The organism is Pseudoclavibacter sp. CFCC 11306, from assembly GCF_008831235.1.
Classification (GTDB): domain Bacteria; phylum Actinomycetota; class Actinomycetes; order Actinomycetales; family Microbacteriaceae; genus Pseudoclavibacter_A.
On the sequence record NZ_WBKF01000002.1, the window covers coordinates 234168 to 253822 of the forward strand.

Annotated in this window: 24 protein-coding genes and 1 tRNA gene; 13 read left to right on the forward strand and 12 right to left on the reverse strand. The window is 66.5% G+C overall.

Features of this window, described 5'->3' with window-relative positions:
• Positions 1 to 3: 3 nt before the first annotated feature.
• Genes F8O09_RS07895 through F8O09_RS07910 form a run of 4 tightly spaced genes read right to left on the reverse strand, consistent with a single transcriptional unit; the run spans position 4 to position 2751 of the window.
• A complete protein-coding gene (locus F8O09_RS07895) occupies positions 4 to 846 on the reverse strand; it encodes an alpha/beta fold hydrolase (protein WP_225732942.1) in 843 nt (280 codons plus the stop codon).
• Entirely contained in the window at positions 843 to 1643 is an 801-nt protein-coding gene (locus F8O09_RS07900; RefSeq protein WP_158054776.1) for a DUF4232 domain-containing protein, read from the reverse strand. The genes F8O09_RS07895 and F8O09_RS07900 overlap by 4 nt, the downstream gene beginning before the upstream one ends.
• A gap of 17 nt (positions 1644 to 1660) precedes the next feature.
• Positions 1661 to 1975 carry an AzlD domain-containing protein gene (locus F8O09_RS07905; protein ID WP_158030303.1) on the reverse strand — a complete coding sequence of 105 codons (315 nt, stop codon included), beginning with the start codon at positions 1973 to 1975 and terminating at the stop codon, positions 1661 to 1663.
• The gene (locus F8O09_RS07910; protein ID WP_192497622.1) at positions 1972 to 2751 is read right to left on the reverse strand and encodes an AzlC family ABC transporter permease; all 780 of its coding nucleotides are present in this window, start codon (positions 2749 to 2751) and stop codon (positions 1972 to 1974) included. The genes F8O09_RS07905 and F8O09_RS07910 overlap by 4 nt, the downstream gene beginning before the upstream one ends.
• A gap of 45 nt (positions 2752 to 2796) precedes the next feature.
• On the opposite strand from F8O09_RS07910, the gene F8O09_RS07915 reads away from it, so the two are divergent.
• Genes F8O09_RS07915 through F8O09_RS07925 form a run of 3 tightly spaced genes read left to right on the forward strand, consistent with a single transcriptional unit; the run spans position 2797 to position 4984 of the window.
• A complete protein-coding gene (locus tag F8O09_RS07915) occupies positions 2797 to 3300 on the forward strand; it encodes a MaoC family dehydratase N-terminal domain-containing protein (protein WP_158054777.1) in 504 nt (167 codons plus the stop codon).
• Positions 3297 to 3803, forward strand: coding sequence for a MaoC/PaaZ C-terminal domain-containing protein (locus F8O09_RS07920; RefSeq protein WP_158054779.1), 507 nt, complete (start codon positions 3297 to 3299; stop codon positions 3801 to 3803). The genes F8O09_RS07915 and F8O09_RS07920 overlap by 4 nt, the downstream gene beginning before the upstream one ends.
• The gene (locus F8O09_RS07925) at positions 3800 to 4984 is read left to right on the forward strand and encodes a UDP-N-acetylmuramate dehydrogenase (RefSeq protein ID WP_225732943.1); all 1185 of its coding nucleotides are present in this window, start codon (positions 3800 to 3802) and stop codon (positions 4982 to 4984) included. Before F8O09_RS07920 ends, F8O09_RS07925 begins: the two co-directional genes overlap by 4 nt.
• A 7-nt stretch (positions 4985 to 4991) precedes the next feature.
• Here F8O09_RS07925 and F8O09_RS07930 read toward each other — a convergent pair whose 3' ends face one another.
• Genes F8O09_RS07930 through F8O09_RS07940 form a run of 3 tightly spaced genes read right to left on the reverse strand, consistent with a single transcriptional unit; the run spans position 4992 to position 6834 of the window.
• Positions 4992 to 5216, reverse strand: a complete 225-nt coding sequence (locus F8O09_RS07930) for a DUF3618 domain-containing protein (RefSeq protein WP_158054781.1) — start codon at positions 5214 to 5216, stop codon at positions 4992 to 4994.
• Positions 5213 to 5599 carry a phage holin family protein gene (locus F8O09_RS07935; RefSeq protein ID WP_158030299.1) on the reverse strand — a complete coding sequence of 129 codons (387 nt, stop codon included), beginning with the start codon at positions 5597 to 5599 and terminating at the stop codon, positions 5213 to 5215. Before F8O09_RS07935 ends, F8O09_RS07930 begins: the two co-directional genes overlap by 4 nt.
• 29 nt (positions 5600 to 5628) lie before the next feature.
• Positions 5629 to 6834: a pyridoxal phosphate-dependent aminotransferase gene (locus tag F8O09_RS07940; RefSeq protein WP_225732944.1), complete on the reverse strand. Its 1206-nt coding sequence runs from the start codon at positions 6832 to 6834 to the stop codon at positions 5629 to 5631.
• A gap of 282 nt (positions 6835 to 7116) precedes the next feature.
• On the opposite strand from F8O09_RS07940, the gene F8O09_RS07945 reads away from it, so the two are divergent.
• From F8O09_RS07945 to aqpZ, 7 genes are all read left to right on the forward strand, one after another.
• Positions 7117 to 7563, forward strand: coding sequence for a hypothetical protein (locus F8O09_RS07945; RefSeq protein WP_158030297.1), 447 nt, complete (start codon positions 7117 to 7119; stop codon positions 7561 to 7563).
• Between the two features lie 207 nt (positions 7564 to 7770).
• Positions 7771 to 7843: transfer RNA gene (locus F8O09_RS07950), tRNA-Trp, on the forward strand.
• A gap of 62 nt (positions 7844 to 7905) precedes the next feature.
• Positions 7906 to 8178 carry a preprotein translocase subunit SecE gene (gene secE, locus F8O09_RS07955; RefSeq protein WP_158030296.1) on the forward strand — a complete coding sequence of 91 codons (273 nt, stop codon included), beginning with the start codon at positions 7906 to 7908 and terminating at the stop codon, positions 8176 to 8178.
• Positions 8179 to 8235: 57 nt separating this feature from the next.
• Complete coding sequence (gene nusG, locus F8O09_RS07960) at positions 8236 to 9060, forward strand: transcription termination/antitermination protein NusG (protein ID WP_225732945.1); 825 nt, start codon at positions 8236 to 8238, stop codon at positions 9058 to 9060.
• Positions 9061 to 9157: 97 nt separating this feature from the next.
• Complete coding sequence (gene rplK, locus F8O09_RS07965; RefSeq protein WP_158030294.1) at positions 9158 to 9589, forward strand: 50S ribosomal protein L11; 432 nt, start codon at positions 9158 to 9160, stop codon at positions 9587 to 9589.
• Between the two features lie 126 nt (positions 9590 to 9715).
• Positions 9716 to 10420: a 50S ribosomal protein L1 gene (rplA, locus tag F8O09_RS07970; protein WP_158030293.1), complete on the forward strand. Its 705-nt coding sequence runs from the start codon at positions 9716 to 9718 to the stop codon at positions 10418 to 10420.
• A gap of 298 nt (positions 10421 to 10718) precedes the next feature.
• Complete coding sequence (aqpZ, locus tag F8O09_RS07975) at positions 10719 to 11441, forward strand: aquaporin Z (protein ID WP_158037092.1); 723 nt, start codon at positions 10719 to 10721, stop codon at positions 11439 to 11441.
• A gap of 3 nt (positions 11442 to 11444) precedes the next feature.
• Here the strand turns inward: aqpZ and F8O09_RS07980 are convergent, their stop codons facing one another.
• Entirely contained in the window at positions 11445 to 12047 is a 603-nt protein-coding gene (locus F8O09_RS07980; protein ID WP_158030291.1) for a YqaJ viral recombinase family protein, read from the reverse strand.
• Between the two features lie 81 nt (positions 12048 to 12128).
• Entirely contained in the window at positions 12129 to 12659 is a 531-nt protein-coding gene (locus F8O09_RS07985) for a DUF6882 domain-containing protein (protein ID WP_158030290.1), read from the reverse strand.
• A 489-nt stretch (positions 12660 to 13148) separates the two neighbouring features.
• On the opposite strand from F8O09_RS07985, the gene rplJ reads away from it, so the two are divergent.
• From rplJ to F8O09_RS08000, 3 genes are all read left to right on the forward strand, one after another.
• Positions 13149 to 13667 carry a 50S ribosomal protein L10 gene (gene rplJ, locus F8O09_RS07990; protein WP_158030289.1) on the forward strand — a complete coding sequence of 173 codons (519 nt, stop codon included), beginning with the start codon at positions 13149 to 13151 and terminating at the stop codon, positions 13665 to 13667.
• 70 nt (positions 13668 to 13737) lie between these two features.
• Complete coding sequence (gene rplL / locus F8O09_RS07995; RefSeq protein WP_158030288.1) at positions 13738 to 14121, forward strand: 50S ribosomal protein L7/L12; 384 nt, start codon at positions 13738 to 13740, stop codon at positions 14119 to 14121.
• A 252-nt stretch (positions 14122 to 14373) separates the two neighbouring features.
• A complete protein-coding gene (locus F8O09_RS08000; protein ID WP_158054787.1) occupies positions 14374 to 15570 on the forward strand; it encodes a cystathionine gamma-synthase in 1197 nt (398 codons plus the stop codon).
• A gap of 30 nt (positions 15571 to 15600) precedes the next feature.
• On the opposite strand, the gene F8O09_RS08005 is transcribed toward F8O09_RS08000, so the two are convergent.
• The 3 genes from F8O09_RS08005 to F8O09_RS08015 all read right to left on the reverse strand — a co-directional run bounded on the left by F8O09_RS08005 (position 15601) and on the right by F8O09_RS08015 (position 19636).
• Positions 15601 to 16593 carry a DMT family transporter gene (locus F8O09_RS08005; RefSeq protein ID WP_158054789.1) on the reverse strand — a complete coding sequence of 331 codons (993 nt, stop codon included), beginning with the start codon at positions 16591 to 16593 and terminating at the stop codon, positions 15601 to 15603.
• Between the two features lie 95 nt (positions 16594 to 16688).
• Positions 16689 to 18098, reverse strand: coding sequence for an MFS transporter (locus tag F8O09_RS08010; protein WP_158054791.1), 1410 nt, complete (start codon positions 18096 to 18098; stop codon positions 16689 to 16691).
• Positions 18098 to 19636: a glycoside hydrolase family 30 protein gene (locus F8O09_RS08015; RefSeq protein ID WP_158054793.1), complete on the reverse strand. Its 1539-nt coding sequence runs from the start codon at positions 19634 to 19636 to the stop codon at positions 18098 to 18100. The genes F8O09_RS08010 and F8O09_RS08015 overlap by 1 nt, the downstream gene beginning before the upstream one ends.
• Between the last annotated feature and the right edge of the window lie 19 nt (positions 19637 to 19655).

The window sequence follows — 19655 nt, forward strand, 5'->3', positions numbered from 1 at the left end:
GGCTCAGCGCCCGTGTAGAAAGTCGCCGATGACCGTGCTGATCAGCTCGGGGCGTTCGGCGACCAGCGCGTGTGTGGCTCCCGGCACGATGCACAGCTGGGCGCCGGGAATCGACTTCGCGATCAGCAGGGTGTGCTCGACGGGAACGGCATCGCGATCTGCGGCCATGACGAGTGTCGGGGCGGTGACGGCGCCGAGGTCGGCCGCAGCGATGTGCGGCTCGGTGCGCCAGAGCTCCATGAGCTTGTCGAGCACCACGTCGACGTGCTCCGGGCCGTCTGGCGAGAGCCGCTGATACCAGTCGCGCTCGCTGCCCGGTTCGACCGTCGGCTGCTCTTGTTGCGGTTCTGGCTCTGGCTGTGACTCTGGTTCTGGCTCTGGCGACGAGCCCGCCTCGTCGTCCATGTCGAAGGCCGAGGGGTCGAGGTTCGCGCTGATGGCCACGAGCGAGTGCACCCGCTGCGGATGCCGCATCGCGAGCAGCAGCCCGATGATCGCGCCGTCGCTGTAGCCGACGACATGGGCCTGGTCGACGCCCATCGCATCGAGATAGGCGAGCACGTCGTCCACGCCTCGGTCGTAGTCGAACGCTTCGGGAACATCGGCGCTTCGGCCGTGACCGGGCCGCTCGAACGCGAGCACGCGATGTTCCGCGGCCAGAGCATCCGCCTGCGGGCGCAGCGATTCGAGCGAGCAGAACCCGCCATGCAGCAGAAGCATCGGGGCGCGCTCGGCAGAGCCGGCGTCTTCGCCCTCGACGTCGTGCGGGCGGGTGTCTTCGGCATACATCTCGCGGCCGTTGATCGTGAGATGGCCGCTCGTCGTGCGGCGGTCGGCGCTGGTCATCGGCTCGGCTCGTTTATGGGCTTCCACGTGCTGACCCGCACCGTCGTGGACATGCCGATGTCGATCTCGTCGCGCCCAGCGACTCCGATGTGAGAGCCGCCCCACTCGGGTGTGGCGGCGGATATAGCGGCGGCCGCGGCGTCGTCGGTCGGCGGAGAGTAGAGCTTGGCGTGCTGATCGGAGGCGAGCTGGACGACCAGGCTCGAAAGCGCCTCGGACTGTGAGCCGCGCAGGTCGCCGGTCCACTCGAGAGTGGCCTTTGCGCCCTGTCCGGGAGCCAGCGTGACCGGCTGAGCGACGTTGGGGGCGTCGTTCGCGAAGGGATCGGTCGGCGAGTCCTCGACGTCGAGCAGGAAAGCGCTGCCCCACTCGCCGCGGCCGCCGATGCCCGGCCAGCCGATCACCGTGCAGGACCGGTTCGAAGAGTTCGCGGCCACCAATGAGGCGTACCGATGGCCCAGCGCGGCGTCGCTCTGAGTGAACGCGAACGTGATCTGTTCAGGGAGGCAGGCCTGTCTGACCGAAGCCGCCGGGTTCGAGGCGGTCTTGCGCAGCAGTGCGTCGACCTCGGCCTGGCCCAGCTCGGCGTCCGGGGTGACTGCGGTGTCGGGCTGCTGATCCCAGCCGGGTGAGACCTCGGCGTCGGTGTTCGGCGTGATCGAGACCGGTGCCGGGGGCTCTGACGTCTGTGGCGGCAGATCGGCGCCGACGCTCGAGCAGGCGGTGAGCGTGACGCCCGCCAGGATGAGCAGACTGGTCGTACGTGCTGCGCGAGCGCGCTTTCCGGGCGTGGCCATGCCCCGAAGTCTAACGGTCACATTCCCAGCCAGAGCCGCAGCAGCGCCGCGACCGCCGCACCTGCGACCACGACCACGATGAAGGGCGCTCGCATCCACAGCAGCAGCGCGGCGACGCCGAGGGCGACCACACGGGCGTCGAACACCACCGCACCGTTCGTGGTGAACGCCTGAACGGCGACCAGTGCGCCCAAGAGCGCCACGGTGACGCCGCCGAGCACCGACTGCACACGCGGCGACGAGAGCACTCCGGCCGGAATCAGATAGCCGGTCAGCTTGAGTCCGAAGGCGATCACGGCCGAGACGAGGATGATGACCCAGGCGATGCTCATCGTGTCATGCCCCGATCTGCATGTCGGTCACGCGGTCGGCGTCGAGGGTTGCCGCGTCGCGCCTCGCCGAAGGAGGCGATGGCGAGCCCGACCGCAGCGGCGACGAGCACGGGGATGCCGGCGGGGGTCGTCGGCGTGAGCGCCAGTGCCACGACTGCGGCGGCGATCGCGATCGCAATCGGTTCGCGGCCGCGAAGGCGCGGCCAGAGCAGACCGAGGAAGGCCGCGGCCGCGGCCGCGTCGAGCCCCCAGACGCGGGGGTCGGGAATCTGCTCGCCGATCAGTGCGCCGACCAGCGTCATGGCCGCCCAGCCGAGGTAGACGCCGACGGCGGTCACCCAGAACCCGAGGCGTTTCGCCGCCCTCGTCGGCTGTGCGAGTGCGACGGCGGCCGTCTCGTCGATGGTGAACTGTGCAGCGACGAGACGACGGAGCCCGGGCAGATCGAGGATCGGCGCCAGCTGCAGCCCGTAGAGGCTGTGTCGCATGGCGAGCAGCGACGAGCTGGCAACGGCGCTCACCGCGCTGGCCGGGCTGAACCCGCCGGTGGCCACGACGCCCACGATCGCGTACTGCGAGCCGCCGGTGAAGAGCAGCAGACTCATCACGAGCGACTGCGCCGTGGTGAATCCCGCGGCCACCGAGAGCGCTCCGAAGCTGATGCCGTAGAGGGCCGTGGCGATCGACACAGACAGCCCCATGCGCCAGGCCTCGCGGCGATCGTCGGCCCCGGAACGACTGGGGCGCTCGTCGGTGAGCGGGTCGTGTTCGGGCATGGCGACCATTATCGCGTGCCGGGCTGGCATCGGTACACTGAAAGCGTGGTGAATCTCAACATTGCCGGCAAGACGTATCCGGCCACAGAGCCCTATCTGGTGGCACGCGAGAAGGTGCGCGAGTTCGCCTCCGCAGTGTTCTCGAACAGCGCGCTGAGTCGTGATCCGCGGGTCGCCCTCGACAGCGGATACAGCGGGGTCGTCGCACCGCCGACCTTCGCTGTGATCATCTCGCAGCGCGCCGAACAGCGCCTGCTCTTCGACCCCGACGCGGGCATCGACTTCACCCGTCTGGTGCACGGCGACCAGCGCTTCATCCACGAGCGGCCGATCGTCGCCGGCGACGAGCTGACCGCTCAGCTCACCGTCACCGCGGTGCGCAGGCTCGGCCACAACGCCATGGTCACGACGGTCACCAAGATTCGAGACCGCGACCAGCAGCTGGTGTCGACTGCCATCGCGACCTTCGTGATTCGCGAGGAGCCGGCCGAGGCCGCGCCTGAGACAGCACCCGAGACGGCCCAGGGCAGCAAGGAGGACGCACGATGAGCGATGCAGAGCAGACACCTCAGGTCGAGCCGCACACAGAGTCGCAGCTCGCCGCAGACACCCGCGATCTGCCTGCGGTCGAGGTCGGCGCAGAGTTCGGCCCGAGAACCGTGCACCTCACGCGTGACAGCCTGGTGCGCTATGCCGGAGCGTCCGGTGACTTCAACCCGATTCACTACCGTGACGACGCGGCCAAGCAGGCAGGCATGCCCAGCGTGCTCGCCCACGGCATGCTCACCATGGGCCTCGCGATTCAGCCGGTCGTCGACTGGGTCGCCGCGGGCGATCCCGGCAGCGTCTTCGACTACCAGGCGCGGTTCACTCGCCCGGTGCTCGTCGACGTCGAGACGGGCGCCGATGTGCAGGTGAGCGCCAAGATCACGGCGATCGAGACGATCGAGCAGGGCGTGCACACCGGAAAACAGGCCGCGAAGGTCACGATCACCGCGACCTTCGAAGGTCGCACGGTGCTCGGCAAGGCGCTGGCGCAGGTGCTGCTGTGACGTTCCGCTTCGCCGACGAGACCACGATGGGCGTCGGCGGCGGGGCCGAGCGTGTCTTCGACATCACCACACCGGCCGAGGCCCTGGAGGCACTCGGCGAGGTCGACGGCGTGCATGACGAATTCGTGGTGCTCGGCGGCGGGTCGAATCTGGTCGTCGCCGATGAGGGTTTCGAGGGTGCCGTGCTTCGGGTGCGCAACGAGGGCACCGACGTTCGCGTGCACGCCGAGGGCGTGCTCGACCTGCATGTGGCCGCCGGCGAGGTCTGGGACGACCTCGTGGCTCGAACGGTCGAGTCCGGCCTGGGCGGCATCGAGGCGCTGAGCGGCGTTCCCGGCCGCGTTGGGGCGGCGGTGATTCAGAACATCGGCGCCTACGGGCACGAGGTGGGTGAGGCACTGGTCTCTGTCGACTTCGCCGATGCCGCCACCGGTGAGCTGCGTACGATCTCAGCCGCCGACTTGGGGTTCGGCTATCGCACCAGCGCATTCAAACGCGGAGAACTCGAAGGCGTCGTGACAGCGATCACCCTGCGGCTGCACGGCGACGGGCTCTCGGCCCCGGTGCAGTACGCCCAACTGGCGGCGGCACTCGGCGTCGAGGTCGGGCATCGCGCGCCGGTGCAGCAGGTGCGTGACACGGTGCTGAGCCTGCGTCGCGGCAAGGGCATGGTCTACGACCCGGCAGACATCGACTCGCACGGCTGCGGATCGTTCTTCACGAACCCGATCGTGCACGCCTCGTTCGCGAACGGTCTGCCGGCGGATGCCCCGCGCTGGCCCGTCTCGGAAGAAGCGCTGAACAGGCAATCGTCGACCGGCTCGGCGAGCGCGCCCGCGAGCGACGCAGGGGATGCCGCTGTCGCAGCGGTGATCCCGCTCGATCGCTTTCGCGGCGACGAGCTGTACGCAGCCGGTCAGCAGGGGCGACAGAGCGGTCGGCGTCTGGTCAAGCTGAGTGCCGGATGGCTGATCGAGCACGCAGGAGTGCACCGCAGCTTCGCGCTGCCAGGGTCACAGGCGGGCATCAGCTCTCGGCACACGCTGGCGATCACTAATCGTGGTGGCGCGACCGCCCGACAGGTCGTCGAGCTCGCCACGTTCGTGCAGACGCGGGTGGCCAACGAATTCGGCATCGCGCTGCAGCCCGAGCCGATTCTACTGGGATTCGGCGAGAACTGAGTCGGCCTCAGCGGCGGCGGAAGATCCGTGCGGCCAGCAGCACGCCCAATGCCGAGCTGCCGACGATCGCTGCGGTCTTGCCGAAGCGCTTCAGCTTGCGCGAGTATTCTGACGGATTCGCACGAGCGGTGAGCTCGGTGATGTCAGCCGAGAGCAGACGCTGGGTGTGCTCGATCTTCGCCTGAATGCGCTCGACCTCTGAGAGGCCCTGGCCGAGGTCGGTGCTGCTCATCGCTCGCTCCTGTTCGGGGTGATGGTGCTGACGATGCCGCGCACCGACTCGACGGTCTTCGGCGCGCCTTTGACCTTCTTGAACCGCTTGACGCCGACGAGCACGGCGAGTCCTGCGACGATCAGCCAGAACACCCCGAGGATCAGTCCCGACCAGCCGTTGCCGACCAGCAGCCCGAGCCCCCACCAGGCGCCGAGCGACAGAAAGAGCAGAGCGAAGACGACGATGGCGCCTGCACCGATGAACAGCGCGCCGCCGATGCCGGCGTTGCGGCCTGAGTCGCGGAGTTCGGCCTTCGCCAGTTCGATCTCCTGGTGAACGAGATCCTGCACGCCGGTCGAGATGTCTCCCAACAGAGTGCTGATCGGGCGTCTCTCAGTCATGATCGTGTCGCCTTCCTTGAGTCCGGCCCTCAGTCTACGCTGAAGAATCGCTGCAGACGGTGCACGCCTTCGAGCAGTGACTCGTCGTCGAGCGCGTATGAGAGACGCAGGTAACCGCTGCGCCCGAAGGCCTCGCCCGGCACGACCGCGACGTCGGTCTGGTCGAGCAGCAGATCGGCCAGCTCGAGTGTCGTGGTGGGCGTCACGCCATGCCATTCGCGGCCGAGCACACCGGTCACATCTGGGTAGGCGTAGAACGCACCCTCGGGCACCGGAACGACGAATCCGTCGATCTTCGACAGCTCGTCGACGATGAGGCGACGGCGGCGGTCGAACGCCGCGCGCATCTCGGCCACGGCATCCTGCGGGCCGGTCAGGGCCTCGACGGCCGCGCGCTGCGACACGTTCGAAACGTTCGATGTGAGGTGCGACTGCAGGTTCGAGACGGCCTTGGCCACCCGCTGCGGGCCGACAAGCCAGCCGACTCGCCAGCCGGTCATCGCGTAGGTCTTGGCGACGCCGTTGACCAGCACGGTGTTGTCGGCGGCCTCGGGGATGACCGAGGCGATGCTGGTCGCGGTCACTCCGTCATAGGTCAGGTTCTGATAGATCTCGTCGGCGAGAATCCAGATGTCGTGCTCGACCGCCCAGCGTGCGATCGCCTCGGTCTGCTCTCGCGTGTACACCGCGCCCGTGGGGTTCGAGGGCGAGACGAAGAGCACGAGTCGGGTGCGCTCAGTGCGGGCTGCTTCGAGCTGATCGACCGTCACGCGATAGCCCTGGTCTGCGCCGGCGAAGACCTCGACCGGGGTGCCGCCGGCGAGGCGGATCGCCTCGGGGTAGGTCGTCCAGTAGGGCGCGGGAAGGATGACTTCGTCACCCTCGCCGACGAGCGCTGCGAACGCCTCATAGACGGCCTGCTTGCCGCCGTTCGTGATGACCACCTGCGAGGGGTCGGCCGTCAGGCCGCTGTCGCGCTGCGTCTTCGCCACGACTGCTCTGCGCAGGTCGGGCAGACCGGCCGCGGGCGTGTAGCGAAAGTTGCCGGGGTCGTCGAGCGCGTGACGTGCGGCTTCGACGATGTTGGCCGGCGTCGAGAAGTCCGGCTCGCCGGCTCCGTAGCTGATCACCGGTCGGCCGGATGCCTTCAGGGCCTTCGCCTTCGCGTCGACCTTCAGAGTGGCTGATTCGTTGATGGCCAGGATGCGTGGGGAGAGAGGAAGTTCAGTGCTCACGGCCTCCAGTCTACGAGCAGGTGGTCGGTCGCGGCCACAGTCGACGCGCGCAGAATGCACTGAGTTGCAGAATGCACTTGAGTTTCTGTGCGCACCGTCGTCGGGTGCCCGCGATTGCATACCTGGTGAGAGAGGGCGCGTCCATGAGAGAATGTCCCAACCTCGTGGCGGCGTCGCTCCTGGCCTCGCTGAACAGCGCGAGGCGGAACAGGACAAAGAGGACTCTGAGCAGGTGAGGGTCAACAGCGTTCAGCCGAACGCTGACAGCCAAGAGGAGCAGCCATGAGAAACCGATTCATCCAGACCGGCGCCGCCGCCGCTGTGGCGCTCGCAGCCGTGCTCTCGCTGAGCGCCTGCAGCACGGCGCAGTCGAAGGACGACGCCTGCACGCAGCTGCGCAACATCGACGGCAGCGACATTCAGACGCCGAGCGCGTCAGAAGTGCGCTCCGGTGCGGCCAAAGATGCGCTCTCCGATGTGGCGAGCACGCTGGAGAACGCTGCCTCCGGCATCAGCAACGAAGAGGTCAAACCGTTGGTCGACGACGCTGCGACTTCGGCCCGCGGTGTCTCGGACTACTATTCCGAGAACTTCGCGAACGGCATCGACACCAGTGTCACTGACGTCGAGGCAGCGAAACAGCTGCAGACCAAAGCGACTGAGTTCAGCGACAAGACGAAAGACTTCACCGACAAGCTCAAGACTCTTCGCGACACCTGCGGACTCTGAGCAGCGCAACGGGTGAGCGGGCTGCGGCACAGTCGATCGGAAGTGCGGCCCACCCCACAGCAGGGGTCGGAGCAGCCGTATGGACATGATGCGCGCAGCCCGCTACACTGGCAGACGGTATTGACAGATACCAAGCTGAACTGTGCCTTCGACGTCAGCGCACCGCGTGTCGGTGAAGATCGAGGGCCTCACGTGTGAACCACGTGAAGGGCGGTGGCTCAATTGGTAGAGCAGCGGTCTCCAAAACCGCAGGTTGCAGGTTCGAGTCCTGTCCGCCCTGCACATCTCGTGTGAACGGGGTGCTGTGCACACCGGCACGGTTGATGAGAGGGATGGAACCACATGGCTGCAGCGTCGAGCGACGAGCTGAACGCGCACCTGGTCGAGAACGCAGAGACTGACCGGGCCAAGGCTCGGGGCATCTTCGGGCGTCTCTTCCTGTTCTTTCGTCAGGTCTTCGGCGAGCTGAGAAAAGTCACCACACCGACTCGCAAAGAGCTCACCAACCAGACGCTGGTCGTGCTCGTGTTCGTGCTGATCATGATGGCCATCATCACTCTGCTGGACTTCGTCTTCGGCATGGGCGTGGGCTTCCTGTTCGAACGCAGCGCCTGAGCGCCTGTCGTCTGACAGCACCGGCACATCCATAGCAGCAAATCGAGGAAGACGAACGTGGCAGAAGAAGAGACTGAACAGGCCGTGACCGAGACTCCGCAGGTCGACGAGGCGACAGCCGAGACCGCGGCGACGGCTGACGCTGCTGAGGCGACTTCTGCCGATGAGACCGCGGCTGTCGAACCGGCCGAAGCGGATGCCGACGAGGCCGCCGAAGTCAGCGACGAGGAACGCGTCCTGGCTGACTTCCGTCGTGAGCTGCGGCGTGCCGCAGGCGACTGGTACGTCATTCACTCGTACGCCGGCTATGAGAAGAGCGTCAAGAACTCGATTCTGAAGCGCCGTGAGTCGCAGGCCGGTGGCGACGACGTGCTCGAGGTGCAGGTGCCGATCGAGACCGTGCGCGAGGTTCGCAACGGCCAGTACAAGCTCGTCAAGCGCGTGCGCATCCCCGGCTACGTGCTCGTCCGCATGTTCCTCAATGAAGACTCATGGGAGCTGGTACGCCGCACCCCGGGTGTGACCGGCTTCGTGGGCAACGCACATGACCCGCTGCCGCTGCGCCGCAAAGAGGTCTTCGACATGCTGAAGACCACTGTGGTGCAGGAGGCGCAGGCCGAGGCCGAGAAGGCTGCCGAGGCCGAGCAGGGCGCCACACCCAAGTCGAAGAAGTCGAAGGCACAGCCCGCTCGGGTCATCCCGGTCGACGTCGACTTCGAGATCGGTGAGACCATCACCATTAAAGAAGGCTCGTTCGCGGGCCTGCCCGGCACGATCAGCGAGATCAACACGACCAGCGGCAAGCTCACCGTGCTCGTCTCGCTCTTCGAGCGCGAGACTCCGGTCGAGCTCTCGTTCGACCAGGTCACCAAACAGCTCTGAGGCGGCGCAAACGCGGCGCATCCTGATGCGTCGTCGCCGACTCGTCACAGACTTTCCGTGCAGAACGCGGAGAGAACATAGGTAAGAAGGAAAGAAAATGGCACCGAAGAAGAAAGCGGTGGGTTTCATCAAGCTTCAGATCGAAGCTGGTGCAGCGAACCCCGCACCGCCCATCGGCCCGGCACTGGGTCAGCATGGCGTGAACATCATGGATTTCTGCAAGGCCTACAACGCCGCGACTGAGTCTCAGCGCGGCAATGTGGTCCCGGTCGAGATCACCGTGTACGAAGACCGTTCGTTCACGTTCGAGCTCAAGACCCCGCCTGCAGCGAAGCTGATCCTGAAGGCAGCAGGTGTGCCCAAGGGCTCCGGCGTGCCGCACACCGACAAGGTGGGCTCGATCACGCACGAGCAGGCCAAAGAGATCGCTCAGACCAAGTTCGACGACCTCAACGCGAACGACATCGAGAACGCGGCGAAGATCATCGAGGGCACAGCGCGCTCGATGGGCATCACCATCAAGAAGTAGTTCTCACCGCCGTCGGCCCTCGACGGCGCACCAGACAGGAGTGGGAGGGTCACGCCGACCCGATGAACCACGACTGCACCAAACACTGCAACGGGGAGCCATCCCCGAGACATACAGGAGAAGCAGATGACCAGGCGTTCAAAAGCCTATGTGGCCGCGGCCGAGAAGATCGAGCCCGGCAAGTTCTACACTCCGGCGGAGGCTGTCGCCCTCGCCCGTGAGACCGGATCGGCCAAGACCGATTCAACCGTCGAGGTGGCGCTGAAGCTCAGCGTCGACCCTCGCAAAGCCGACCAGCTGGTGCGTGGCACCGTCAGCCTGCCGAACGGCACTGGTAAGACCGCTCGCGTGATCGTGTTCGCCAACGGCGACGCGGCCGACGCAGCTGCGGCCGCCGGCGCCGACGAGGTCGGCAGCGACGAGCTCATCGCCAAGGTGCAGGGAGGCTGGACCGACTTCGACGCGGCCGTCGCGACCCCTGACCTGATGGGCAAGGTCGGTCGTCTCGGTAAGGTGCTCGGCCCTCGCGGTCTGATGCCGAACCCCAAGACCGGTACGGTCACCACCGACCCGGCGAAGGCCGTCACCGACATCAAGGGCGGCAAGATCGAGTTCCGCACCGACAAGCACGCCAACGTGCACTTCATCGTCGGCAAGGCATCGTTCACCCCTGAGGCGCTGACGCAGAACATCCAGGCTGCGCTCGACGAGATCATTCGTCTGAAGCCTTCGGCTGCCAAGGGCCGCTATGTGACCAAGGGCGTCGTCTCGACGACCTTCGGCCCGGGCATCCCGCTCGACGTCAACGCACTGGTCGTTCCGGCCAAGTAGTCGCACCGGTCGTCCTGACCGTGCGCATTCGCAGAAAGCCCCGCACCCTCACTGAGCGTGCGGGGCTTTCTCGATGATGTGCGCCGGATGCGTCCTGGCATCGTCGGCCTGCATCTCGTCAGTCGCTCGTGGCCGCGGATGCATCGAGACTCTCTGCACGCTGTGAGTGGGCAGAGATCGTCGACTTCGCCATACTTGAGGTGGGGGACAGCATCACTGGGCCCTCCCAATCGCATGGAACGCTCCAGAGGGCGTTCTGCAGTTTGATCCAGAGCATGATCCATAGGAGGATCCAGTCATGAGTGACACCACCACACTTCCCGCGCCGAAGCTCGGCAATCAGCTCGGTGCGGAGTTTCTCGGCACGTTCCTGCTCGTCTTCGGCGGCACGGGCGCAGCCGTGCTGGCCGCGACGGTCGACCACGGCATCGGCTATCTCGGTGTGGCCTTGGCTTTCGGCCTGACCGTGGTGGTCGGCGCCTATGCCTTCGGCCCGGTCTCCGGCGGTCACTTCAACCCGGCGGTCACCATCGGTCTCGCCGCAGCCGGCCGATTCTCCTGGAAGCACGTGCTGCCCTACGTCGCCGCCCAGATCGTCGGGGGCATCGTCGGCTCGGCGGTGCTGCTCGTGATCGCTTCGGGCCGCGCCGGCTTCAGCCTGAGCGACGGCTTCGCCACCAACGGGTACGGAGCGCATTCGCCTGAGGGATACGGCATGCTGCCGGCGTTCGTGATCGAGTTCGTGCTCACCGCGATCTTCCTCTACGTGATCATCGGCGTGACCGGAAAGCGCGCAGCGGCAGGATTCGCACCGCTGGCCATCGGCCTGACGCTCGCCCTCATCCACCTGATCTCGATCCCGGTGACCAACACCTCGGTCAACCCCGCGCGTTCGATCGCTCCGGCGATCTTCGTGGGCGGTGACGCACTGGTGCAGCTCTGGCTGTTCATCCTGGCGCCTGTTCTCGGTGCGATCTTCGCCGGTGTGACCTACGCGCTGGTCACCGGCGAGCGCAAGTAGCGGTCAGACGAAGGCGGGCTCTGGCACGGCGTCGAGCCGGGCCAGGGTCTCGTCAGCGAGCTGCACGAGCTTCGCGATCTGCTGATCGTCTCGGTCGATCCAGCGGGTGATCGGGTCGCCCAAAGGGCGGAAGTTCTCGTGCTGCTCCCAGACCAGCAGCGTGCGCTGGGCGCCCATCACATACTGCTGCCACCAGATCTGGCGCAGGTAGGTGCGGGGCAGCTTCTCGATCGGCTTCGTGCTGGTCTTGATCTCGGCCAGCAGCAGGTCGCTGCATCCGTTGCATTCGTTGATGCCGTCCGGCGTCGCCAGATGGCGGGCGTTGCCGTCCGAGCGAAAGAGCACCGTGCTGGTGTGCAGCCCGAAGTTCTGGCGCATCCACTCGGCGATCACCGGCTCGCGTTCGCGACCGTAGTCGGTGTAGGCGTTCCCCGAGAATCCGTGCGGGTCGCACTTCGACCGCACCACGCCCTCCACCGATCGCGGGGTCGCGAGGTGCGCTGCGTCGGTCGCGGTGATGCCGAAGCTGCGGGCCTTGAGCCAGCTGATGCGATCGTGGCTGTCGGCGAGCACGCGGGAGCGCAGAAAGTCGGGAACGTGAGTCACGCCCTCCAGCCTAGCCACCGCTCTCGCAGACTGACGCAGAATCGGCGTACTGGCACAGACCGGCGTACTGGCACAGACCGATCAGCCCAGGCCGCGCAGGCTGAACACGGTGTACCACGAGGTTCCGGGCGTAGCCGGCGCCTCCTGTACGCCGTGGGCTCGGCAGAGCACCATCGCTGCGGCAGAGATGGCCTGCGCCTCTCTGTGACTGCAGGGCAGCGGCTGGTGCAGAAGCCGGGTCCAGTCGTCACAATGCGTCTGCCGGGCGATCTGCTCGCTGACTCGGGTGGCCGCACAGGAGAACCCGAGGGTCGAGCCCCAGCAGAAGACGCCTTGTGCAGCGCGATACAGCCCGACGACCTGCGCGGGCGCCCGGAACCTTCGAGCGTCGTCGAACCACCAGGTCAGCTGCCCGGTGGCGATGTCGAACTCGACGTGACGCTCACCCCCGATGCCCCATCGCATCAGGTGCGCACGCGATGCACGGTCGAGATGTCTGAGCCCGATCTGCGCCAGCCGATTCAACGACAACGAGTTCGCCTCGGGTGCGGGGCAGCCTCGCTCATGGGCGCTCAGCGGCAGATGGCAGCGTGGACAATAGGCATTGATCATCAGCGTTCCCCCCTGAGCCGCGTCCGCGGCTCAACTGACCGCCAAAGTGACAGGCCAGGACGGGTCGGCTCCTCTGACGACCGCGTCAGTCCCATTCCACCGGAGTTCGTGCAGACTGCAACTGGAATCAGGCAACTGTGGACAACTCCCCTTGTTCTCAAGGGATAGGGGTATGCGCTCTTGCGTAGGTACGCACGTGCGTGCGGTGGAGTGCTCTCAGCGATACGAGGATCCAGCGTCCGGGCGGAAACGCCGATCGAAGACCCGCTTGTGTCGACTCCTGAGAACCGGTAAGCTGATCGACGGCCAAAGACCGCCGGTTCCTGTCTTGCGACAGGCGAAGGTCACGAGAGTGACGACCCGCGTAGGTGAACGAACAACATGCACGACCGTGTCGAACGCGTCGTGCGTCGAGCTCCGACATCTACGTCGGAGCTTTTTTCATTCTTGTGGGCATCGGGCCGCCGGCATGACATCACGAGGAGTGCAATGGCGAACAAGGAAGCTGCAGTCGCCGAGCTGACGGAGGAATTCCGTAGCTCAAGCGCAGTGCTGCTGACCGAGTATCGCGGCCTCACGGTTGCAGATCTGAAGAAGATCCGCGATTCAATCCGTGAGAATGCCACGTTCTCTGTGGTGAAGAACACGCTCGCGAAGATCGCCGCGAAGGAGGCGGGCATCGACGCATTCGACGATGCTCTCGCCGGCCCGAGCGCGCTGGTGTTCGTGCACGGCGACGTGGTCCCTGTGGCCAAGGCGCTGCGTGACTTCAGCAAAGAGAATCCTCTTCTGGTGCTCAAGAACGGCTACTTCGATGGCGCCGCTCTGACTCCCGAAGACGTGCAGAAGCTTGCCGATCTCGAGACCCGCGAAGTGCTGCTGGCAAAGCTTGCCGGCGCGTTCAAGGCCTCGCTGTTCGGTGCCGCATACCTGTTCAACGCACCGCTGTCGCAGGCCGCTCGCGCGGTCGACGCGCTGCGTCAGAAGAAAGAAGAGGCCGAGGCGTAAGACCTCTTCGGTCTTCACCACGGTTTCATCCGCAAACCACACATCAGACATCTGAGATAAAGGAACCATCATGGCAAAGCTGTCAACTGAAGAGCTCATCGCGGCCTTCAAGGAGCTCACCCTCATCGAGCTCAACGATTTCGTCAAGGCATTCGAGGAGACCTTCGAGGTCACCGCTGCCGCTCCCGTCGCCGTGGCTGCTGCCCCGGCTGCCGGCGGCGACGCCGAGGCTGCTGAAGAGAAGACTGAGTTCGACGTCGTTCTCGAGGCTGCTGGCGACAAGAAGATCCAGGTCATCAAGGCTGTTCGCGCCCTGACCAGCCTGGGCCTGGGCGAGGCCAAGGCTCTCGTCGACGGCGCTCCTGCGACCGTTCTCGAGGCTGCCAACAAGGAGACCGCCGAGAAGGCCAAGGCCGACATCGAGGCTGCAGGCGGCAAGGTCACCCTCAAGTGAGTCGATCGCTCGACTGAGTGAGCGGCCGTCTTCGGTCGCCTGCACACAGCGAGCGTCGGTGACGAGCCGGGTCTGATCCCGATCTGAGCCGAACCCCTGAAAGACCGCCCGGACCTGTCATTCGTGACAGTGCTCCGGGCGGTCTTCTCTGTCTACTGGCAGAGGCGTCTGCGGTGCAGAGTTCGCCGGCGACGACAGATGCTCGCCCGGCCTAGACTGGCAGGGCATGATCTTCCGAGCACAGGAGCGCAGATGGCACAGCACGCTGAGGGATTCTTCGACAATCGCGAACGATTCCGAGACGCCGACATGGCGACGCGCGCTGTGCACGTGGGGCTCGACCCCGACAAAGAGACCGGGTCGGTCGTGCCGCCCATCTACCAGACGTCGACGTATGTGCAGGACGGCATCGGGCACGGACGCCACGGCTATGAGTACGGCCGCATGAGCAACCCGACTCGCGACGCCCTGCAGGTGAGTCTCGCCTCGCTCGAGAACGGCGCAGCGGCGTTGAGCTTCAGCTCTGGGCTGGCAGCCGAAGACGCCCTGCTGCGCACACTGCTGAAGCCGGGAGACACCGTGGTCAGCGGCAACGACGTCTACGGCGGCACGCATCGTCTGATCGCGAAGATCTGGGGCGAATGGGGCGTGCACTCAGTCGAGACCGATCTCTCTGACGTCGACCTCGCCCGCGGCGTGATCGAAGAGGCCCAGCCGCGCGTGGTCTGGATCGAGACACCGACGAACCCCATGATGCAGATCAGCGACGTTGCCGCACTCGCCGAGATCGCCCATCAGTCGGGCGCTCTGGTGGTCGTCGACAACACCTTCGCATCGCCCGTGCTGCAGCAGCCCATCAGCTTGGGCGCCGACTTCGTCGTGCACTCCACGACGAAGTACCTGGGCGGGCACTCCGACGTGGTCGGAGGTGCGGTGGTTCTCGCCACGGACGAGTACGAAGACCGGCTCTGGTTCAGCCAGTACGCTCTGGGCGCGATCTCGTCGCCCTTCGACTGCTGGCTCACACTGCGCGGCATCAAGACGCTCGGCGTGCGTGTGCAGCGCCACTCCGAGAACGCGCAGCAGCTCGCCGAATGGCTGTCATCGCATCCCAAGATCGAGCAGGCCTTCTATCCGGGGCTGCCCAGCCACCCCGGCCACGACGTCGCGGCGAAGCAGATGCACGGTGGCTTCGGCGGCATGGTCTCGGTGGCCGTCGCCGGCGGCGAGCAGGCTGCCCGCACCTTCGCCGAGAGCACGAAGCTGTTCGTGCTCGGCGAGAGTCTCGGCGGTGTCGAGTCGCTGATCAACTATCCGTCAGAGATGACCCATGCGTCGGTCAAGGGCACGCCCCTCGCGGTGCCGCTGAACGTCGTGCGCCTCTCGGTCGGCATCGAGGGCGTCGACGACCTGCAGGCCGATCTCTCCCAGGCGCTCGACCAGATCTGATCGGCTCGAGCCCGGTCTCGACCGCCGTCTCTATCGCCGCCGCACATCAGGCAGCGCAGACAGTGCGATGGCGCCGAACGTGAGCACGGCGCCGCCGATCGCTGCGAACGAGACGCCGGCCGTCGACGTCGGCCAGACCCAGTCGAGCAGCAGCGAGCCGAGCAGCTGACCGCCGATCGCGGCGATCGTGAAGCGCAGCACGCCGATGCGTGGCACCATATGCGCACCTGTGAAGATGAAGACGATGCCCATGGCACCGCCGAGGTACATCCACCACACGCTTGGCAGCTGCGGCACGATTGCCAGCCCGCGCGAGGTGCGTTCGATCAGCGTGACGACGAGCAGGGCGACGCTGCCGGCCACGAAGTTCATGTAGGTCGCGCTGAACGGCGCCTTGGTCATCGAGGCGATGCGCCCGTTCATGGCCTGCTGAAACCCGCTGAGAATGCCGGCGCTCAGCGGCAGCAGCGCGGTGAGCAGCATCGTGCCGACGGCGAGCCCGGCGGGAATGCTGCCTGACACCGACCACACCACCGCCACGATGGTGACGGCGGCAGAGATGACTCGCATGGGCGTCAGGGGCTGTCTCCGGTCGGACAGAAAGCCGAATCGGTCGACGAGCAGCCCGCTCACGGTCTGCCCCGCGATCAGAGAGATCATGAACAGCGCCACGCCGAACACCCCCACGCTGATGCTCTGCGCGATCACCAGCCACGCACCCAGCGCGCCGGCCACGATGAGCCACGGCTGCATCCGTCGACTGCGGATCGCCGCCCACAGCGCACTGAGCGCACGCCGGTTGCCGGGCAGCACCAGCAGTACCGTCAGCAGCACGAATCCCGACCCGAAGCTCACGAACGCCGCGAAGACGGGGTCGCTGATCTCGCTGGCCAGGGCGCCGTTCATGCGGGACTGCACGGGCATGGTCAGGCCTGCGGCAACGGTGATCAGGGCGTCGAGAACCAGCCGTGCTCGCGATGGTGCGGCGGGCGGCGTGGTCGATGGCGTGCCGGGGGATGCCATGGGAGCTCCTGTTCACTGCGTCGGGGCACCGTGAAGAACGCTCGCAGTCTCGTGCCCGGTGGCACGTGGCCGCGGGGACGTTCATACGGTCGTGGTCAGCGCGCGACGTGCACCCTGGTGAAGAGCACGAGCCCGACCAGCAGCACTGCCGCGATGCCCAAGATACCCCAGATCTGCGCACCGAGCAGTGCGACGGTCACACTGAACGCGGCCGGTGCCAGAAAGCTCACCGCGCGGCCGGTGGTGGCGTAGAGCCCGAAGATCTCGCCGTGGCGCCCAGCCGGGGTGATCGAGGTGAGGAACGAGCGCGACGCCGACTGCACCGGCCCCACGAACACGCACATCAGCATGCCGAAGATCCAGAAGAAGGTCTTGCCGCCGCCCGAGGTCAGCAGTGTGAGCAGCGCCGCGGCGATCATGCCGATCAGCGAGACTGTGATCAGCACGCGGGGCCCGACGCGGTCTTCGACCATTCCCAGCAGCATCGTGGCGATGCCAGAGACCACATTCGCGGCGATCGCGAAGACGATGACCTCGCTGCTCGAGAAGCCGAAGGTGCCGGCCGCGAGCACGCCGCCGAAGGTGAAGACCCCGGCGAGGCCGTCGCGGTAGACGGCGCTTGCGATGAGAAAGACGAGAGTGCTGCGCGCGCTGCGCCAGAGTCGTGCGATGGTGCGGCCGAGCTCGCGGTAGACGCCGAAGAACGAGGTGTGCGTGCCGGATGCGCGGGCCGGCTCGGGCAGCCCGTCTCTCTGCAGCAGCGTGGGCAGGGCGAAGACGGCGAACCACAGCGCGGCGAGCAGCGCGACGGCGCGGTAGCGGGTGCCGTTCTCGTCGCCGACGCCGAACCAGCCGACCTCCGGGTTGATGAAACCGACCAGCACGATGGCGAGCAGCACGATGCCGCCGATGTAGCCCATGCCCCAGCCGATGCCCGACACCCGGCCCACGTCTTTGGGCGACGAGACGCCGGGCAGCAGCGCGTTGTACTCGGCACTGGCCAGCTCGAAGAAGATGTTGCCGACGGCGATCAGCGCGATGCCGAAGAACAGCCAGTCGGGGTCGGGCTGCACGAACCACATCGCGATCATGCAGATCACGGTGCCGAAGGTCGTGATGCCGAGGTTGCGGCGGCGATTGCCCGACTCGTCGGAGCGGTGCCCGAGCACCGGCGCGAGCAGGGCGACGACCAGCCCGGCCAGAGACAGGCCCAGACCGAGCCAGGAGGAGTGCTGCGCCAGAATGGCCTCGACCTGGTCGATGGCGGGGCTCGACGTGAGACCGGCGGCTTTGTCAGCGTTGCGGTGGTCGACGAGCGTGTGGTCGCCGATGAAGGCGGTGCTGGTCAGCCAGACGGTGTACACGAAGGTCGTGGTCACCGCGTTGAACGCTGCGGAGCCCCAATCCCACGATGCCCAGCGCAGGATGCGACCTCGTGTCGGCGGGATCGTTGCGGTTGCGGTTGCGGCCGCGTTGCCGTCGGCGCGGTGCAGATCGTTCGACATCACTGCAGACTAATGGCCCGAGGTGAACGAGAGATGACCATAGTGACCGTGTCACCCGGATCGAGTGAGAGTTCGGCATGCCAGCCCGAGACGGCGATCGTCGTCGTGCGTCGCTCACGGGCGTCGCTGGCGACGATCAGGACGAGCGAGTCGTCGGGGTTCTGAAAGGCGGCGTTGAGCGTGTACCCGGTCTCGTGCCCGGTGGAGGTGAGGCATCGCGCCCCGGGCCGTACGGCACTGAGGTGGGCGAGGCTGTAGTAGCCCACGTTGCGCTGGACGGTCGTCTCTCTGTTGCCTGCCGGGTTCGTCTGCCGGGAGGCGATCACACCGACCACACCCTCCATCTGCGAGCCGTGGCGTTGGCCGGGAACCGCGCCCGGCCCGAGGAACGGGCCGCCGTGGCCGTCCAGAGCAAGGTTCCAGTAAGTGATCGACTCCGCCCAGTTGCGCGTCGCTCCGAGGGCGATCATCCGCATGTGCCAGCGCAGGTCGTGCGCGATCGGCTGGGCGAGCAGCGTCTTCGGATCGCGAAACGAGGTGATCTCGGTCAGATGGGTGCTGCGCTTGGGGAACGCACGGTGCACGACGCTCTGAGCATCGGGTTCGCCTTTGTACCCGTGCCAGGCCGTGCCGTCGAGAAAGCGGCCGGCCGCCGGATCGCCGAGCAGTCGCAGCACCTTGGGTGTGGCATCCCAGTTGTGGTCGTGGGCGAGCAGCCGGGTGCGCACCGACGAGGCGGCCAGGGCCGGCCCGAGGTGGTCGGCGATGAGCCGAATCTGATCGTGCACGCTCATCACCATGCCGGGATACCCCGGTGCAAGACCGGGCTCGTTCTGCAGAGTCAGCAGGTCGACGGGATGCCCCAGCTCGGCCATGCGCTCGCAGTAGCGCACGAGGTAGTTCGCATAGTCGCCGAAGTGGCGGCGATCAAGCCGGCTGCGCCGGCCGAGCCAGGTGAGCCACGGGCGTGCGGTGCGCCTGGCGAGTCCCGGACCCAACCGACCGAACATGGTGGGTCGAGTCTTCATCCACGGTGGTGCCGACCAGGGCGATGCGATCAGGCGCAGGTCGGGCTGGATGCTGCGGATCTCGTCGAGCAGCGGCACGATGCGTCGTTCGTCGTGTCGCAGCGTGAACGCACCGGGCCGAGGCTCGTAGTTGTAGAGGCTGCTCGAGAAGTCGCTCGAACCGATCGTGAGACGCAGTGTGGTGAGCCCCAGCGAGCTGAGCCCCAGTGCGGTGGTGTCTCGTGTGGTGGCGTCCCGCGTGGCGAACAGCTCGCGCAGCAGCGCGCTGCGGTCCGGCGCAGGCATCGTCGAGAGCACCTCGGCCGAAGCGTCGGTCAGAGCCGCGCCGAATCCGAGGATGCGCTGGCGTGGCGAGTCGGCGTCGATGACGATCGCGTGGTCGGGAACGAACGCGCCGCGCTGCCAGCGCAGGTCGGCGGCGATGCCGGCTGTGGCATCCGCATACAGGCGTGTGCCGTCGCCGGAGGACACTCGCGCCGCGAGCAGCTCGGGCGGCTGGTCTGGGAGCATGAGTCTCAGCGTAGTCTGG

What these genes read in the sequence shown, in the direction of transcription:
- rplL (WP_158030288.1), top strand. Translation starts at nt 13,738, where the DNA reads ATGGCAAAGCTGTCAACTGAAGAGCTCATCGCGGCCTTCAAGGAGCTC.
- F8O09_RS07920 (WP_158054779.1), top strand. Translation starts at nt 3,297, where the DNA reads ATGAGCGATGCAGAGCAGACACCTCAGGTCGAGCCGCACACAGAGTCG.
- rplK (WP_158030294.1), top strand. Translation starts at nt 9,158, where the DNA reads ATGGCACCGAAGAAGAAAGCGGTGGGTTTCATCAAGCTTCAGATCGAA.
- F8O09_RS08000 (WP_158054787.1), top strand. Translation starts at nt 14,374, where the DNA reads ATGGCACAGCACGCTGAGGGATTCTTCGACAATCGCGAACGATTCCGA.
- F8O09_RS08015 (WP_158054793.1), bottom strand. Translation starts at nt 19,636, where the DNA reads ATGCTCCCAGACCAGCCGCCCGAGCTGCTCGCGGCGCGAGTGTCCTCC.
- F8O09_RS07945 (WP_158030297.1), top strand. Translation starts at nt 7,117, where the DNA reads ATGAGAAACCGATTCATCCAGACCGGCGCCGCCGCCGCTGTGGCGCTC.
- F8O09_RS08005 (WP_158054789.1), bottom strand. Translation starts at nt 16,593, where the DNA reads ATGGCATCCCCCGGCACGCCATCGACCACGCCGCCCGCCGCACCATCG.
- F8O09_RS07900 (WP_158054776.1), bottom strand. Translation starts at nt 1,643, where the DNA reads ATGGCCACGCCCGGAAAGCGCGCTCGCGCAGCACGTACGACCAGTCTG.
- rplA (WP_158030293.1), top strand. Translation starts at nt 9,716, where the DNA reads ATGACCAGGCGTTCAAAAGCCTATGTGGCCGCGGCCGAGAAGATCGAG.
- F8O09_RS07905 (WP_158030303.1), bottom strand. Translation starts at nt 1,975, where the DNA reads ATGAGCATCGCCTGGGTCATCATCCTCGTCTCGGCCGTGATCGCCTTC.
- F8O09_RS07935 (WP_158030299.1), bottom strand. Translation starts at nt 5,599, where the DNA reads ATGACTGAGAGACGCCCGATCAGCACTCTGTTGGGAGACATCTCGACC.
- aqpZ (WP_158037092.1), top strand. Translation starts at nt 10,719, where the DNA reads ATGAGTGACACCACCACACTTCCCGCGCCGAAGCTCGGCAATCAGCTC.
- rplJ (WP_158030289.1), top strand. Translation starts at nt 13,149, where the DNA reads ATGGCGAACAAGGAAGCTGCAGTCGCCGAGCTGACGGAGGAATTCCGT.
- secE (WP_158030296.1), top strand. Translation starts at nt 7,906, where the DNA reads ATGGCTGCAGCGTCGAGCGACGAGCTGAACGCGCACCTGGTCGAGAAC.
- F8O09_RS08010 (WP_158054791.1), bottom strand. Translation starts at nt 18,098, where the DNA reads ATGTCGAACGATCTGCACCGCGCCGACGGCAACGCGGCCGCAACCGCA.
- F8O09_RS07930 (WP_158054781.1), bottom strand. Translation starts at nt 5,216, where the DNA reads ATGAGCAGCACCGACCTCGGCCAGGGCCTCTCAGAGGTCGAGCGCATT.
- F8O09_RS07910 (WP_192497622.1), bottom strand. Translation starts at nt 2,751, where the DNA reads ATGCCCGAACACGACCCGCTCACCGACGAGCGCCCCAGTCGTTCCGGG.
- F8O09_RS07895 (WP_225732942.1), bottom strand. Translation starts at nt 846, where the DNA reads ATGACCAGCGCCGACCGCCGCACGACGAGCGGCCATCTCACGATCAAC.
- F8O09_RS07985 (WP_158030290.1), bottom strand. Translation starts at nt 12,659, where the DNA reads ATGATCAATGCCTATTGTCCACGCTGCCATCTGCCGCTGAGCGCCCAT.